The organism is Pseudomonas sp. C9D1 (genome assembly GCF_056491235.1).
In genome coordinates this window covers 582,643-597,035 of sequence record NZ_JBSZIE010000003.1, presented here as the reverse complement: position 1 = coordinate 597,035, position 14,393 = coordinate 582,643, and the positions used below count along the sequence as shown (strand labels likewise).

At 66.5% G+C, this 14,393-nt stretch carries 15 protein-coding genes; 10 read left to right on the top strand and 5 right to left on the bottom strand.

Annotation, left to right across the window (positions count from 1 at the left end; translation table 11 throughout):
• Positions 1-37: 37 nt before the first annotated feature.
• The 4 genes from peaB (at position 38) to ACXI0U_RS30220 (ending at position 4,798) form a co-directional block, all read left to right on the top strand.
• A complete protein-coding gene (gene peaB, locus ACXI0U_RS30235) occupies positions 38-1,468 on the top strand; it encodes a quinohemoprotein amine dehydrogenase maturation protein (protein ID WP_479551293.1) in 1,431 nt (476 codons plus the stop codon).
• Between the two features lies 1 nt (position 1,469).
• On the top strand, positions 1,470-1,793 hold the full coding sequence (qhpC, locus tag ACXI0U_RS30230; protein WP_021218108.1) for a quinohemoprotein amine dehydrogenase subunit gamma: 324 nt from the start codon (positions 1,470-1,472) through the stop codon (positions 1,791-1,793).
• 28 nt (positions 1,794-1,821) lie between these two features.
• On the top strand, positions 1,822-2,946 hold the full coding sequence (gene peaD, locus ACXI0U_RS30225; protein WP_479551292.1) for a quinohemoprotein amine dehydrogenase subunit beta: 1,125 nt from the start codon (positions 1,822-1,824) through the stop codon (positions 2,944-2,946).
• A 178-nt stretch (positions 2,947-3,124) separates the two neighbouring features.
• Positions 3,125-4,798 carry an AMP-binding protein gene (locus ACXI0U_RS30220; protein ID WP_479551291.1) on the top strand — a complete coding sequence of 558 codons (1,674 nt, stop codon included), beginning with the start codon at positions 3,125-3,127 and terminating at the stop codon, positions 4,796-4,798.
• Positions 4,799-5,389: 591 nt separating this feature from the next.
• On the opposite strand, the gene ACXI0U_RS30215 is transcribed toward ACXI0U_RS30220, so the two are convergent.
• A complete protein-coding gene (locus tag ACXI0U_RS30215; RefSeq protein ID WP_184489356.1) occupies positions 5,390-6,151 on the bottom strand; it encodes a DUF695 domain-containing protein in 762 nt (253 codons plus the stop codon).
• A 143-nt stretch (positions 6,152-6,294) separates the two neighbouring features.
• On the opposite strand from ACXI0U_RS30215, the gene ACXI0U_RS30210 reads away from it, so the two are divergent.
• Positions 6,295-7,380, top strand: a complete 1,086-nt coding sequence (locus tag ACXI0U_RS30210; RefSeq protein ID WP_479551290.1) for a DUF1615 domain-containing protein — start codon at positions 6,295-6,297, stop codon at positions 7,378-7,380.
• 119 nt (positions 7,381-7,499) lie between these two features.
• Positions 7,500-8,144 (top strand): hypothetical protein, encoded by a 645-nt coding sequence (locus ACXI0U_RS30205; RefSeq protein WP_479551289.1) that lies wholly within the window; start codon positions 7,500-7,502, stop codon positions 8,142-8,144.
• A 99-nt stretch (positions 8,145-8,243) separates the two neighbouring features.
• Here ACXI0U_RS30205 and ACXI0U_RS30200 read toward each other — a convergent pair whose 3' ends face one another.
• The gene (locus tag ACXI0U_RS30200) at positions 8,244-8,669 is read right to left on the bottom strand and encodes a VOC family protein (RefSeq protein ID WP_316927237.1); all 426 of its coding nucleotides are present in this window, start codon (positions 8,667-8,669) and stop codon (positions 8,244-8,246) included.
• 108 nt (positions 8,670-8,777) lie between these two features.
• On the opposite strand from ACXI0U_RS30200, the gene ACXI0U_RS30195 reads away from it, so the two are divergent.
• From ACXI0U_RS30195 to ACXI0U_RS30185, 3 genes are all read left to right on the top strand, one after another.
• Complete coding sequence (locus tag ACXI0U_RS30195) at positions 8,778-9,638, top strand: LysR family transcriptional regulator (RefSeq protein ID WP_021218101.1); 861 nt, start codon at positions 8,778-8,780, stop codon at positions 9,636-9,638.
• Positions 9,639-9,807: 169 nt separating this feature from the next.
• Positions 9,808-10,173, top strand: a complete 366-nt coding sequence (locus ACXI0U_RS30190; protein WP_479551288.1) for a DUF3509 domain-containing protein — start codon at positions 9,808-9,810, stop codon at positions 10,171-10,173.
• 199 nt (positions 10,174-10,372) lie between these two features.
• Complete coding sequence (locus ACXI0U_RS30185; protein ID WP_263404153.1) at positions 10,373-10,807, top strand: carboxymuconolactone decarboxylase family protein; 435 nt, start codon at positions 10,373-10,375, stop codon at positions 10,805-10,807.
• A gap of 269 nt (positions 10,808-11,076) precedes the next feature.
• Here the strand turns inward: ACXI0U_RS30185 and tam are convergent, their stop codons facing one another.
• Both tam and ACXI0U_RS30175 read right to left on the bottom strand, forming a co-directional pair.
• Positions 11,077-11,847 carry a trans-aconitate 2-methyltransferase gene (gene tam, locus ACXI0U_RS30180; protein ID WP_479551287.1) on the bottom strand — a complete coding sequence of 257 codons (771 nt, stop codon included), beginning with the start codon at positions 11,845-11,847 and terminating at the stop codon, positions 11,077-11,079.
• 352 nt (positions 11,848-12,199) lie between these two features.
• A complete protein-coding gene (locus ACXI0U_RS30175) occupies positions 12,200-13,069 on the bottom strand; it encodes a DMT family transporter (RefSeq protein ID WP_374981422.1) in 870 nt (289 codons plus the stop codon).
• 245 nt (positions 13,070-13,314) lie between these two features.
• On the opposite strand from ACXI0U_RS30175, the gene ACXI0U_RS30170 reads away from it, so the two are divergent.
• A complete protein-coding gene (locus ACXI0U_RS30170) occupies positions 13,315-13,821 on the top strand; it encodes a hypothetical protein (protein WP_316927233.1) in 507 nt (168 codons plus the stop codon).
• Between the two features lie 133 nt (positions 13,822-13,954).
• On the opposite strand, the gene ACXI0U_RS30165 is transcribed toward ACXI0U_RS30170, so the two are convergent.
• Positions 13,955-14,368 carry a PaaI family thioesterase gene (locus tag ACXI0U_RS30165; RefSeq protein WP_021218096.1) on the bottom strand — a complete coding sequence of 138 codons (414 nt, stop codon included), beginning with the start codon at positions 14,366-14,368 and terminating at the stop codon, positions 13,955-13,957.
• Positions 14,369-14,393: the final 25 nt, after the last annotated feature.

Genomic DNA, 14,393 nt, shown 5'->3' with positions numbered 1-14,393 from the left:
CCGCATCGACGATTGGGCAAATTTCCCGGAGGTCGCCATGGGCGCAATCTTGAATCTGGTCGAGCGCAACCTGCATGAAGTGCAGGTGGACGCGGACCGCATGCTGTTTCACATCCCCAGCAGCTCGCTGTTCAGCACCGACGCCGTCACCGGCGGCATCATCGACACGCTGCGCCAGCAGGGCTGCTCGCCCGAAGACCTGGTGCAGCGCCTGGCCGGGCGCTTCCCCGGGCAGGAGGTGAGCGAGACCCTGCGCGAGCTGATCGCGCTGGAACTGGTCAGCGACGGCTCGCCGCTGACGCCGGAAATCGGCGTCAAGCGGGTCGAGCGCACCGCACTGAACACCGTGGTATTGAACGTCAACACCGGCTGCAACCTCAGCTGCACCTACTGCTACAAGGAAGACCTCGACAAGCCCTCCGCCGGCCGCAAGATGGCCGTTGAGACCGCCGAAGCCTCGGTGGAGATGCTGCTGCGCGAATCCCCCGACGAAACCCGCTACAGCGTGGTGTTCTTCGGCGGCGAGCCGCTCTCCAACCGCGCCTTGATCGAGCACATGGTGGGTTACTGCGAGCGGCGCTTCGCGGCGGCCGGCAAGCAGGTGGAGTTCATCATGACCACCAACGCCACGCTGCTCACCGAAGAGATCGTCGACTGGCTCGACGCCCATCGCTTCGGCCTCTCCATCAGCATCGACGGGCCGAAGACGGTGCACGACCGCAACCGCATCACCGTGGGCGGGCAGGGCACCTACGACGTGGTGCGGCGCAAGGCCGACATGCTGCTGTCGCGCTACCGCAGCCGCCCGGTGGGCGCGCGGGTGACCCTGACCCGCGGCGTCACCGATGTGGAAACCATCTGGAACCACCTGTTCAACGAGATGGGCTTCGCCGAAGTCGGCTTCGCCCCGGTCACCTCGGGCGACCTCAGCGACTACAACCTCACGGGCGAGGAACTGGTGCAGGTCTTCGCCAACATGAAGGCCCTCGGCCGGCGCTACCTGGAGGCGGCGCTGGAGCACCGCAACATCGGCTTCTCCAACCTGCACCAGCTCATCACCGACATCCACGAGGGGCAGAAGAAGGCGCTGCCCTGTGGCGCCGGACTGAAGATGCTGGCCGTGGACCACGAAGGCGGCCTCAATCTCTGCCACCGCTTCACCGGCTCCAGCCTGCCCACCTTCGGCGATGTGCACAGCGGGGTGAAACAGGCCGAGCTCAACGACTTCCTCTCCCTGCGCCTGGACCGGCAAGGCACCGGCTGCGACACCTGCCGCATCCGCAACCTCTGCTCCGGCGGCTGTTATCACGAGAGCTACGCCCGCTACGGCGACCCCACCCACCCGACCTACCACTACTGCGACCTGATGCGCGACTGGGTGGACTTCGGCATCGAGGTCTACAGCCGGATCATGGCCGCCAACCCGGCCTTCATCAGCCGCTACATCACCCCGCGGAAGGCGCACTGACATGAAGCATCTCAAGCCGCTGAACAACAAAGCCCAGTTGCTGGACCAGGCCGTGGCCGAAGACCGCGTCGAAGAAGTGGTGGCCATGAGCGCCGTGGCCGGCTGCACCGCCACCACCGACCCGGGCTGGGAAGTGGACGCCTTCGGTGGCGTCTCCTCGCTCTGCCAGCCGATGGAAGCCGACCTCTACGGGTGCTCCGACCCCTGCTGGTGGCCGGCCCAGGTGCCGGACATGATGAGCACCTACCAGGACTGGAACGCCAACGCCGCGGATTCCTCGCAGGACTGGCGCAACCTCGGCACCGTCTTCCCGAAAGACAAGTGACGACAAGAAGAACAACAGGGGAATCCGCATGAAACTCACCGTCATCGCCCGCCTGGCCACCGCCATCGCCGGGCTCGCCCTGGGCGCCGGCGCCTGGGCCGCCGACAACGCCGGCCCGGCCCTCAAGCCCGGCAGCGAATACCTGATCGCCACCAACTACCCCAACAACCTCCACGTGGTCGACCTGGCCAGCGACAGCCTCTACAAGACCTGCCGCCTGCCCGACGCCTTCGGTCCCGGCACCGCGATGATGGCGCCGGACAACAAGACCGCCTACCTGCTCAACAACCACTTCGGCGACCTCTATGGCGTCGACCTGGATGACTGCAAGACCGTGTTCCACGCCCGGCTCTCGCGCAACCCGGGGGAGAAGGTGCGCTCGATGTTCTCCTTCGCCCTCAGCCCGGACGGCAAGGAGCTCTACACCACGGTCAACCCGACCCAGATGATGAGCGACCACTACGTGGTCAAGCCGCCGCGCCTGGAGGTGTTCCGCACCGCCGACGGCCTCGACGCCAAGCCCGTGCGCAGCTTCCCCATGCCGCGTCAGGTCTACCTGATGCGCGCCGCCGACGACGGCAGCCTGTTCGTGGCGGGGCCGGACATCTACAAGATGGACGTGCACACCGGCCAGTACGAAGTGGCCGTGCCCGGGCGCAACTGGCAACGGCCCAACTACAGCGCGCCGGACGTGCTGTACTTCTGGCCGCACCAGAGCGCGCTGCATGACTTCTCCATGCTCTACACCACGGCGAAGTTCAAGGACGACAAGCAGGACCTGGCCACCGCCGATTTCATCTACGGCTTCGTCAGCGTCGACCTGAAGACCGGCAAGAGCACGGTGCAGGACTTCGCCCCGCTCACCGAGCTGTACTTCACCGGCATGCGCTCGCCCAAGGACCCGAACCTGATGTTCGGCGTGCTCAACCGCCTGGCCAAGTACGACATCAAGCAGCAGAAGCTGATCAAGGCCGCCAACCTCGAACACACCTACTACTGCGTGGCGTTCAACAAGGCCGGCAGCAAGCTCTACCTCGCCGGCACCTTCAACGACATCGCCGTGTTCGACCCGGACAGCCTCGAGAAGGTGAAGAACATCAAGCTGCCCGGCGGCGACATGGCCATCACCACCACCCAGGTGTTCGTCCGCTAGGGTGAGAGGGCAGGGCGTTGCGGCCGACATGGCGCAACGCCTCTACGACCAACGGAGCCATCCCCGACCCTGGCTTAACGTTTACGTAAAGGTTAAATATGACCGGCACCCCGCGTTGCCTGCCTGGCAGCGGCAGTCGGTTCTGCGTCTGTCCCAATAAGCACAAGAAGGGAAAGCCATGAATCACCCCAGCTACACCCGAGGGCGCCAGGACAAGCCATTGCTGGCCATGACCCTGGGCGCCGCCTTCGACGCCACCGTGGCGCGTTTCCCCGAGCGCGAAGCGCTGGTGGTGCGCCACCAGGGCCTGCGCCTGACCTGGGCGCAACTGGCGGCGGAAGTGGAACGCCACGCCCGCGCGCTCATGGCCATCGGCCTGGAAGCGGGCGATCGCCTCGGCATCTGGGCGCCCAACTGCGCCGAATGGACCATCACCCAGTTCGCCAGCGCCAAGGTCGGTGCCATCCTGGTCAACATCAACCCGGCCTACCGCAGCAGCGAGCTGGAATACGCCCTCAAGCAGTCCGGCTGCCGCTGGGTGATCTGCGCCGACGCCTTCAAGACCTCCGACTACCACGCCATGCTGCTGGAACTGGTCCCGGCCCTGGCCGACGGCGAGCCGGGCACGCTCGCCAGTGACAAGCTGCCGGAGCTGCGCGGCGTGGTCAGCCTGGCCGCCGAGCCACCGGCCGGCTTCCTGCCCTGGGCCGTGTTGCAGCAAGCGGCGGGGGCGGTGAGCACCGAGGCCCTGGCCGAACGCGAGGCCCAGCTGCAGTTCGACGAGCCGATCAACATCCAGTACACCTCCGGCACCACCGGCTTCCCCAAGGGCGCCACCCTCAGCCACTACAACATCCTCAACAACGGCTACATGGTCGGCGAGAGCCTGGGCCTCACCGAGCACGACCGCCTGGTGATCCCGGTGCCGCTCTACCACTGCTTCGGCATGGTCATGGGCAACCTCGGTTGCCTGACCCACGGCAGCACCATGATCTACCCGGGCGACGCCTTCGATCCGCTGGCCACCTTGGCCGCCGTGGCCGAGGAAAAGGCCACCGCGCTCTACGGCGTGCCCACCATGTTCATCGCCGAGCTGGACCACCCCCGGCGCCACGAATTCGACCTCTCCAGCCTGCGCACCGGGATCATGGCCGGCGCCACCTGCCCCATCGAAGTGATGCGCCGGGTGATCGACGAGATGCACATGGCCGAGGTGCAGATCGCCTACGGCATGACCGAGACCAGCCCGGTCTCCCTGCAGACCGGCCCCGATGACGGCCTCGAGCTGCGCGTCACCACCGTCGGCCGCACCCAGCCGCAACTGGAAAGCAAGATCGTCGACGCCGACGGCCGCATCGTCCCCCGTGGGCAGATCGGCGAGCTGTGCACCCGGGGCTACAGCGTGATGCTCGGCTACTGGAATAACCCGCTGGCGACGACGGACGCCATCGACCCCGGGCGCTGGATGCACACCGGCGACCTGGCGGCCATGGACGAGGAGGGCTACGTGCGCATCGTCGGGCGCAGCAAGGACATGATCATTCGCGGCGGCGAGAACATCTATCCGCGCGAGGTGGAGGAATTCTTCTTCACCCACCCGGCGGTGGCCGACGTCCAGGTGATCGGCATCCCCTGCAGCCGCTACGGCGAGGAGCTGGTGGCCTGGGTCCAGCTGCACCCCGGCCACGACGCCACGGCGGAAGCACTGCGCGACTGGGCCCGCGCCCGCATCGCCCACTTCAAGGTCCCGCGGCACTTCCGCTTCGTCAGCGAATTCCCCATGACCGTCACCGGCAAGATCCAGAAATTCCGCATGCGCGAAATCAGCATCGAGGAAATCGGCGGCCTGTAGGGGCGAATTCATTCGCTCTGTCTGCGTTAGCTGTTGTGGTTTTTAAGCAACCGCTTAAGTACGTTGGTTTCCGGGCATTTATGGACCTCTGCCACCTCCACCGCATGGGTTTCGCTCCGCTCTACCCATCCTACGAAAGCCCGTGCGCACCACGTCCTGATACGCCGGGCGAATAAAGTTGGAGCAGCCGCCAAACGCCCCTTCCCAGGAGGCCGAGCGAATCGTCGTGTAAGGGGTTGAGCGACATGGATGTCGCGAGAGCCGCGATGGGCCAGGGATGGCCCTTCGCGGCGTGCCCCTGGAACGATGATGGAGCGAGGGAAGTCTGGCTTTAGCCAGACCCGTATGGAGGGGCAAGTTTTTTGGTTCCTTTTCACCGGGCTGGCGTTCCAGCGACTGGAAAAGGGACTCGCCCGGGGGGCGAAACCAGAAGGCCCAGCAAAGCTCGGCAATCAGCTGGGCTCAAATCTTCTAGCAACACTTAACGCAGACAGAGCCAATTCATTCGCCCGCTTCCATTGCGCCCCCAACGGTGGGAGCGAATTCATTCGCGAAAAGGGCCGCGCAGCGGCCCCATCAACCATCCCGACCTCAATGCAAGGTCGTCGGCTCGTCCGTCACTAGCACCGTCTCCCAACCGTCGTAATCGCCGTCGAAGGACAGGGCCAGGGCCAGCAGCGCCAGGGTCAGCTCATCGATGGTGCCCGGCTGGGGGATGTCCTCGCGCCACAGCTGCACCCGGTAGGCCTCCTCGTCCTCGGTCCAGCCGCGGTCGCGCAGGGTGAAGCCGAGGGTGGTGGCCTCGGCGATCAGCGCTTCGCCCCGGGCTTCGTCGGGCAGGTAGAACCAGTGGTCGATCTCGCGCGGGGTTTCCAGCGTGTCGCCGTTGCTCTCCAGCACCGCGCACAGGCGGCGGTTGCTGATGCGCTGCTGGTCTTCGGCGGGCGGGAAGAGGAAGTCGAAGTAGGTCGACCATTCCGGGTCTTCCTGGGTGCCGGATTCGTACTCGTATTCCGGGAAGGCCTCCAGCACGGCGGCGACCCGCTCGTTCCAGAGCGTCTCGTCGCCCACGTAGAAGAAGAAATCGCGCAGGCCGTTGCCGGTGTAGCGGCCCAGGTAGGCGCAGCCTTCATTGAGCAGGCGCGCGGTCAGTTGGTCCTCGATCTCGATCAGCCGGTCGAACTCCTCCTGGCTGGAGAGTCCATCGTCCCGTGGCGTACGCATGTGCAGGCGCACGTAAGCCATGAACGGCAGGTGCTCCAGCGGCACTTCGCGCACCGCGCCGAGGTCGACGTAGATGGAGGCGGGACGGTCGTCGACCTGTGCGAAATAGAAATCCCAATCGTCAGTCATGCAGCAGCTCCTTGCGTGGATGAGGCGACTCTACAGAGGCGCGCGCCTTCGCGCACGGGTTGCCGGCATGTCGGTTGAACAGCTTCACTGCACATCTGTCGAAGCTGGGCCACGCCGTTTCGTTTACCGCCTCCGGAGCCCCCATGAATCTCGCCCCCGCCAGCCTCATCCTGTTCGCCACGCTGTTGCTGGCCGGTTGCGGCAGCCAGCGCAGCCAGGAAGGCCCGCAGCTCACCCCGGCCGAAGTGCGTGCCCAGGTGGCGCGGCTGATCCCCAGCAACGTGGTGGACCGCCAGGGCTGGGCCACCGACATCCAGGTGGCCTTCACCGCCCAGGAGCTGGCCACGGTGAAAGGCAACTTCTGCGCGGTGCTGGCGGTGACCGAGCAGGAGTCCACCTACCAGGCCGACCCGGCGGTGCCGGGCCTGGCGAAGATCGCCCGCCAGGAGATCGACCGCCGCGCCGCGCGCCTGCACCTGCCGGGCTTCCTGGTGGATTCGGCGCTGGACATCCGTTCGCCCACCGGCAAGACCTACGCCCAGCGCCTCGCCGCCGTGCGCACCGAGCGCCAGCTGAGCGTGATCTTCGACGACTTCATCGGCATGGTGCCCCTTGGCCGCCAGCTGTTCGGTACCTTCAACCCGGTGCACACCGGCGGCCCCATGCAGGTCAGCATCGCCTTCGCCCAGCAGCACGCCGAGAACTACCCCTATACGACCACCGGCAGCTTGCGCGACGAGGTGTTCACCCGCCGCGGTGGCCTGTACTTCGGCATCGCCCACCTGCTGGGCTACGAGGCAGATTACCCCGAGCCGCTGTACCGCTTCGCCGACTTCAACGCCGGCTGGTACGCCAGTCGCAACGCCGCCTTCCAGCAGGCGGTGAGCCTGGCCAGCGGCATCCCCCTGGCGCTGGATGGCGACCTGATCATCCACGGCAGCCGCGACGCCGGCTCCACGGAAAAGGCGGTGCGCACCCTGGGGCGGCGCCTGGACATGGGCGACGGTGCCATCCGTCGCGCGCTGGAACAGGGCGACGGGCCGGACTTCGCCGAAAGCGAGCTGTACGAGAAGGTTTACGCCCTGGCCGAGAAGGGCGCCGGGCGCACGCTGCCCCGTGCGGTGCTGCCGGGCATCACCCTGCAGAGCCCGAAGATCACCCGCAAGCTCACCACCGCCTGGTTCGCCCAGCGCGTGGATGAGCGCTACCGGCGCTGCATGGCGCGCTGAGGTGCACGCCATCCGGTCATCCCGGGTGAAAACTCCTTGAACCTCCCGCAGGGCAGATTTTCCCATGACAAGGCCGGTAATCAGGCAAGTACCGGCCGGGTCACGAGAGGAGAATAACAATGCCCAGTGTCACGTCAGGACGCGCCAACCCCAGCGAACTCACTCAGGCCGGCATCATCGGCCAGAGCCCCGAGCAGCTGGACCTGCAGATCGAGGACGGCTGGCGCAGCCGGGGCGAGCAAGCCTTCGAAGCCATGGTCCGCAGCGACTCGCGGTTGTTCATCGCCAAGCTGGAGGAAGCGGTGCTCTCCGAAAGCATCTGCGTGCAGCTCTACGACATGCTGCTGGAGCGCGCCATGCACCACGACGGCTACCGCGCCGAGCTGGTGGCCACCTTCCGGCAGATCCGCGACGAAGAGCTTGCCCACGTCTGGACCCTGATCGAAGCGCTGGAGCGGGTCGGCGTGCGTGCCCGTACCGCCCTCGCCGAACACCCGCGCAACTGGGGCATCGCCGCCCAGCACGTGGCCCAGGTGCTGGCCCAGCCGCACAACAGCATGTCGCAGTGCCTGCACGCCATGCTCATCTACGAACTGGGGGAACAGGCCGCCTGGGAAACCCTGGTGACCCTGATGGCCGCCAGCGGCGACGACACCTGGCTGCGCCGCTTCCAGGCGGTGCTGCAGGATGAACAGCGCCACGCCAACACCATCAAGGCGCTGCTCTCCCGCGAGCTGCCCGACGACGCTCCAACCAGTCCGTAGGATGGGTCGGGCGGCGTTCCGCGAGCGGAGCGAAACCCATGCTGTAGCGGCGCGTAGTGTTTGGCGGGGTTGGTACGGCTCGCGGTGCCGCCCGCCCCATCACTTGGCGAACAGCTGCCCCATGTCCTTGAACGCCTTGAACTCCAGCGCATTGCCGCAGGGGTCGAAGAGGAACATTGTGGCCTGCTCGCCCACCTGGCCCTTGAAGCGCACGTAGGGTTCGATCACGAACGATGTGCCCAGCCCGCGCAGGCGTTCGGCCAGCGCCTCCCATTCAGCCCAGCCCAGCACCACGCCGAAGTGCGGCACCGGCACATCGTGGCCGTCCACCGCATTGGTGTGGGCGGCTTCCTGGCTGGCGGTCTTCGGGTGTTCGTGGATCACCAGCTGGTGGCCGAAGAAGTCGAAATCCACCCAGTGCTCGCTGGAGCGGCCCTCGGCGAGGCCGAACACCTCGCCGTAGAAGTGCCGGGCGGCGGCCAGGTCGTAGACGGGAATGGCCAGGTGGAACGGGGAAAGACTCATGGCGCGCTGCCTCGTGGTGGTTTCCGGCCCATTCTAGAGATGGGATTGTCGATGGAAAGTCGGGATAATTTGTGCCGAGCGCGAATAATTTCGATCAGAGGCCACGCCATGTTGCGCGAACTCCGTACCTTCATCGCCGTCGCCCGCCACGGCACCTTTGCCGCCGCCGGGATGCACATCGGCCTGACCCAGTCGGCGGTCAGCGCGCAGATTCGCAACCTCGAAAACGCCCTGGGCGTGCGCCTGTTCGACCGCACCGGGCGCCAGGCCATCCTCAACGCTGCCGGCCACCGCGCGCTGCCCATGGCGCGGGAGATGCTGGACATTTTCGCGCGCATGGCCACCCCCGAGGCGGCCGAGCAGTTCAGCGGCGAGCTGCGCATCGGCGCCATCGCCACGGTGCAGACCGGCCTGCTGGCCGCCGCGCTGTTGCGCCTGCGCGAGGCGGCACCCCGGGTCGAGCCCAAGCTGATTCCCGGCGTCTCGCTGAACCTGCTGAACCAGGTGGATGCCGGCGAGCTGGACCTGGCGATTCTCATCGAGCCGCCATTCGAGCTGCCCAAGGAACTGCACGCCGAGGTGCTGCGTGAGGAGGATTTCGTGCTCATCGTGCCCCGTGGCCTGGAGGGCGATGACCCGCTGCAGATACTCGCCAGCCAGCCGCTGGTGCGTTACGACCGCACCTCGTTCGGCGGCCGGCAGGTCACCCGCTTCCTGCGCCGGCAGCGCCTGGAGGTGCAGGTGGCGCTGGAGCTGGACGAACTCGACGCCATCGTGCGCATGGTCGAGGCGGGGCTGGGGGTGTCGCTGATCCCCGAGGCGGGGTTATGGCTGGAGCGCGAGGCGGCCATCCGCGTCATCCGCCTGGGCGAGCTGACCTTCCAGCGGCGCATCCTCCTGCTCACCCGCCACGGGCAGCGCAACCTGCCCATCCAGCAGCTCTTCGCCCGCTGCCTGCGTGATGGCTGAGGGCTTGCAGAATGCCGCGCCGATCCGGGCCGCCCGTGCATCCTGCAAATGACAGCCTGATATCAATGTTTTTCAACTCATTGAATAAAAGGGAGTTTTGCCAATCGGGAAAGCTGGCATGCCCGGTGCAATTGTCGTTGCGGCAATGAACCGTACTGGAGTGACAACAATGCAGATCGCCATCAAAGAATTCTTCGACGCCTTTCCCGGCTACACCGTTTCCATCAAACCGCGCCCGGACGGCAAGCTCCTGCTGAGCCTGGACCGCAAGGACCGCCCCACACTGCGCAAGGCCATCGACAGCGACGCGGTGTTCTGCCAGCAACGGGTGCGCTGCCTGATTCGCGAACTCACCCGCGACATCAAGCTGGCCGCCGGTGAAGTCAGCTGGAAGGGCGAGGGCAACCAATGGGTCCGTGGCGAGCTGCCGACCTTCACCGGCGGCCCGATCCAGGTCACCGCCGCCAAGACCCTGTTCGCCCGCCGCGCCATCCGCCGCGACGGTGGCAGCAGCCGCCACGCCGTGGCCGGTTGAGGCGCCTGCTACGCCGCTCGATGCCCACGCCTCGGTTGAGGTGCTGGTCGCGCCGGGCGGCGTAACGCTCCCCCCTTACGTACCCGCTGAACCTAATCGATTGGTCACCGCAAATCTCCCGCAATTGGCTATCGGGCCATCGCCGGCGCAGGGCTAACCTAGCGCCCATTCCCGCTACGCCACTGGATTGGAGATCGACATGAACAACCGCATCGAATGGGCCAAGGCCTCCCCCGACGCCTACAAGGCGATGGTCGCCCTGGAGCAGGCCATGGCCAGCACGGGCCTGGAAGACTCGCTGCTGGAGTTGGTGCGCCTGCGCGCCTCGCAACTGAACGGCTGCGCCTACTGCGTGAACAAGCATGCCAATGACGCGCGCAAGGCCGGCGAAACCGAAGCCCGCCTGCAGACCCTCAGCGTGTGGGAGGAAACCCGCTTCTTCACCGAGCGCGAACGCGCCGCCATGGCCTGGACGGAAAGCCTCACCCAGCTCTCCATCCACCACGCTCCGCAACACCAGTACGAAGCCCTGCGCGAGCACTTCAGCGACGCCGAGGTCGCCAACCTGACCCTGGCCATCGCCACCATCAATGCCTGGAACCGCTTTGGCGTCGGCTTCGCGATGATCCCCTGAAAAAACTGCCTGCGTTGCCATCGCTGCGTTAGAAACAGGCTAAAAATGCTCATTTACAGAACGTAAACTCCGCTTTTTCGCCTGTTTCTGCCTTGCGCTGGCTGCCTCGGCGACGTTTTTGGTGTTTCCGCAGCTCTGCAGGCTCTGTCGCACATCGGCGATGTCGCACCCCCTGTGGGAGCGGCTTCAGCCGCGAAAGGCTCACCGCCGGCACTTGGCTGCGGGGTGTCGGATGCGCCATCGCGAATGAATTCGCTTCTACCTGCGATTCATCGCGTGGCGACGAAGAACAATCGGGGGAAGGGCAGCAGCACGGTGCCGTCGGCATAGCCCGGGTAGGCCCCGGCTAGCGCCGCCTCGTAACGCGCCAGGTATTCCTCTTGCTCCGCTGCCGACAGCGGCGCCAGGAACGGACGCAGGCCGCTGCCCTTGAACCATTCGACGATGGCCCTCGGGCCGCCTGCCAGCTGATGGTGGTAGACGGTGCGCCACAGGTTCACCTGCGCGCCCGCGTCCCGCAGCACGCTGAAATACCACTGTGCTGGCTGGCGGCTGCCGCGGGCGCGGTGGGCTTCCGCCAGGCGCTCGGCCCAGGGGCCTTCGGCGGCGATCTCGCGCATCAGCCGGTGGGCCGGTTCATCCAGGTTGTCGGGCATTTGCACGGCCAGGCTGCCGCCGGGGGCGAGCTTTTCCAGCAGTGCCGGGAGCAGGTGCGCGTGGTCCGGCACCCATTGCAGCGAGGCGTTGGCGAGGATCAGGTCCACCGGTTCGGCGCCGCTCCAGCTGGCGATGTCACCCACCTGGAAGTCCACGCCCGGCAGGCGTTTGCGCGCGGCCCCGATCATGTCGTCGGAGCTGTCCAGGCCAGTCACCCGCGCCTCGGGGAAGCGTTGCAGCAGGAACTCCGTGGAATTGCCCGGGCCGCAGCCCAGGTCGACCGCGCGGGCCACGGGGCGTTCGGGCACCTGCGCGAGCAGGTCGTGGATGGGGCGGTTGCGCTCGTCTTCGAACTTCCGGTATTGCGCGGCGGACCAGCTCATCGAAAGGCTCCAGGCTGCGGGGAGAGGTGCCCATGATCCCCCTCGGCGGCGCATCCTTCCAGTCCGACCAAGGTCGGCGGAGTGCTCGGCTGCGGCACGCCTGAAAACCGAAACGCAGAAAAGCAAAAAGCCCGCCGAAGCGGGCTTTTTCCAGACCGTCCGACATCCTGTCGGCTGCCATCCTGGCGTTGGTCGATCTTCCCTGACCTAGCGCGTCCTGCGCTTCAGTCATGTGTGTAGGATAGGGCTGTCAGGCAAAGCCAAAAAGAGGAGAATCCATCCGCCTCTTGTAAGCCTTTTGCTATAGCGAGACGGCAAACCACTGACAGGCCACTGAAAGCTGCAACGGCGGTCAGTGCTTCATCTTGCTGCTCAATACCAGCCCCACACCCCCGAGTACTGCCAGAGAGGCGATCGCCAGGGGCAGGGTCAGCGCCTCGCCGAGAAACAGGATGCCCGCCGCCGCCGCGAGGATCGGCACGCTGAGTTGCACCGTGGCGGCCTGGATCGATGCCAGCCGTGCTACCGCCGCATACCAGATGGCGTAGCCCATGCCCGAGGCGACGGCGCCGGAAAGCAGGGCGAAGCCGGCGCCAGCGGGGTCGAAATGCAGGCCCTGGAGAAAGGGCAGGGCGCAGGCCAGGGCCAGGGGGATGCCGCGCACGAAGTTGCCGGTGGTGGCCGCCAGCGGGTCACCGGAGCCCTTGCCCAGCAGCGAATACACCGCCCAGGCGAACCCCGCCATCAGCATCAGCAGCGCGCTGCCCAGGGGCGGCGCGCTGGCGCCCGGCAACAGCAGCACCAGCAGCCCGGCGATGGCCAGCAGCAGGCCGGCCACACCTTGCAGGCCCAGGCGTTCGCCACGCACGAAGCCGTACAGCAGCATGCTCAGCTGCACCGCGCCGAACAGCAGCAGCGCGCCGGTGCCGGTGTCCAGGTGGATATAGGCCAGGGAAAAGCCCGCCGCGTATACCACCAGCGCCAGGGCCCCGGGCCAGCTGCCCGCCATGGGCTTGCCGGCGTTGCGCCACGTGAGCAGGAACCACAGCATCAGCGCGCCGCTGGCGATGCGCAGCACGGTGAAGCTGGGGGCATCGATGCCGGTGTGCTTGAGGGCGAGGCGGCATAGCACGGAGTTGCCGGCGAAGGCGAGCATGGCCAGGGCGGTGAGCAGCAGCGTGGAGCCTCGGGTGGTGGCAAGACCGGTGGCGGGTGCAGTCATGGACGGGTCCCGTAGCGTCGGGTGGTCGTTGTTATGCCGCCCATACAACGCGGCCACGCGGCGACGGTCAATGCGACCAAGGTGCCGGTTCATCGGCGCGAATGAGTTTCCCGGGCTGTCGATCGAAATCGCTTCATCCTGTCGCACTCGTCAGGATAGAGTCATAAAACCGCTCTAACATGCATCTTTCGCTGCTTCGTCAGCCTTTCTGAACTGCCGCCAACCCGATGTGATCGGAGGATCGCATGCTCCTGAACAATGAAGTTCGTCTTGCCGTAATGGGGTTTCTGCTCGCTTCCGGCCTCCAGGCCGGCGCCGCAGAAAAACAGTGGGTCGAGGTGTCGCCGGGCTTCTTCGCCGGCACGGCGGACGAGGCACTGCGCAAGCAGGAAGCGAGCGGCTACACCCGCGCCGTAGGGGACTTCGATGGCGATGGCCAGGAGGATTCCGCGCGCCTGCTGGCCAGTGCGGCGGGTGACGGCGAGTTCGCCGTGGCCCTCGCGCTGTCGAGCGAACGGCAGGTGCCGCATATCGTCAGCACCGGCACCGAGATCGCCCGGGTAGGCCTTGCGACCCAGGCGCCGGGGCACTACCCGACCGCTTGCGGCAAGGGGGCGGGCAAGGCAGATGCGCCATGCACCGAGGCGGTGACCCTCGCCCATCCGGCGCTGGCGCTGTTCACCTTCGAGTCCGCGACCCGTGTGCTCTATATCGACAATGGCCAGGTGCGCGAGGTGTGGCTGGCGGATTGAGGGGCGGGGCGTTTCGCCAATCCGTTTGCTGCCATGGATCGTAGGTTGGGCCGAGGTACGAGGCCCAACGCAGCGGAGGTCCGCCTTGCACCGTTGGGCCTCGCTGGGCTCGGCGCCAACCTACTGTTCGGGGCTAGCGCAGATGTTCCGGCGGGATGGCATAGGTGCCGACCACATGGGCCACCGGGTCGTCGAGGCCTTCGGAGTAGAGGGAGACCTCGCCCATAGCCAGGGTCTTGCCCAGCTTCATCAGCCGGCATTCGCCGATCACCCGGCGGCCGCCTTCCGGGCGGCGCAGGAAGTTGATGGTCAGGCTGGTGGTGACCGCCAGCGGCACGATGCCGATTTGCCCCAGCACGGCGACATAGAGCGCGACATCGGCCACGGCCATGAGGGTGGGGCCGGATACGGTGCCGCCGGGGCGCAGGTCGCTGTCGTCCACTTGCAGCGACACGGTGGCACTCATCGGGCCCACGGCCTCGATCACCACGCGCGTCTGCGGGAAGGCGTCGCCGATGAAGCGGGCGATCTCGTCTTTGCTGGCCATGTCCGGGCTCCCAGTGGGTTGGCTG

Bases quoted from the DNA above. Each gene is read 5' to 3' on its own strand.
- peaB (WP_479551293.1), top strand. From the start codon at position 38: ATGGGCGCAATCTTGAATCTGGTCGAGCGCAACCTGCATGAAGTGCAG.
- qhpC (WP_021218108.1), top strand. From the start codon at position 1,470: ATGAAGCATCTCAAGCCGCTGAACAACAAAGCCCAGTTGCTGGACCAG.
- peaD (WP_479551292.1), top strand. From the start codon at position 1,822: ATGAAACTCACCGTCATCGCCCGCCTGGCCACCGCCATCGCCGGGCTC.
- ACXI0U_RS30220 (WP_479551291.1), top strand. From the start codon at position 3,125: ATGAATCACCCCAGCTACACCCGAGGGCGCCAGGACAAGCCATTGCTG.
- ACXI0U_RS30215 (WP_184489356.1), bottom strand. From the start codon at position 6,151: ATGACTGACGATTGGGATTTCTATTTCGCACAGGTCGACGACCGTCCC.
- ACXI0U_RS30210 (WP_479551290.1), top strand. From the start codon at position 6,295: ATGAATCTCGCCCCCGCCAGCCTCATCCTGTTCGCCACGCTGTTGCTG.
- ACXI0U_RS30205 (WP_479551289.1), top strand. From the start codon at position 7,500: ATGCCCAGTGTCACGTCAGGACGCGCCAACCCCAGCGAACTCACTCAG.
- ACXI0U_RS30200 (WP_316927237.1), bottom strand. From the start codon at position 8,669: ATGAGTCTTTCCCCGTTCCACCTGGCCATTCCCGTCTACGACCTGGCC.
- ACXI0U_RS30195 (WP_021218101.1), top strand. From the start codon at position 8,778: ATGTTGCGCGAACTCCGTACCTTCATCGCCGTCGCCCGCCACGGCACC.
- ACXI0U_RS30190 (WP_479551288.1), top strand. From the start codon at position 9,808: ATGCAGATCGCCATCAAAGAATTCTTCGACGCCTTTCCCGGCTACACC.
- ACXI0U_RS30185 (WP_263404153.1), top strand. From the start codon at position 10,373: ATGAACAACCGCATCGAATGGGCCAAGGCCTCCCCCGACGCCTACAAG.
- tam (WP_479551287.1), bottom strand. From the start codon at position 11,847: ATGAGCTGGTCCGCCGCGCAATACCGGAAGTTCGAAGACGAGCGCAAC.
- ACXI0U_RS30175 (WP_374981422.1), bottom strand. From the start codon at position 13,069: ATGACTGCACCCGCCACCGGTCTTGCCACCACCCGAGGCTCCACGCTG.
- ACXI0U_RS30170 (WP_316927233.1), top strand. From the start codon at position 13,315: ATGCTCCTGAACAATGAAGTTCGTCTTGCCGTAATGGGGTTTCTGCTC.
- ACXI0U_RS30165 (WP_021218096.1), bottom strand. From the start codon at position 14,368: ATGGCCAGCAAAGACGAGATCGCCCGCTTCATCGGCGACGCCTTCCCG.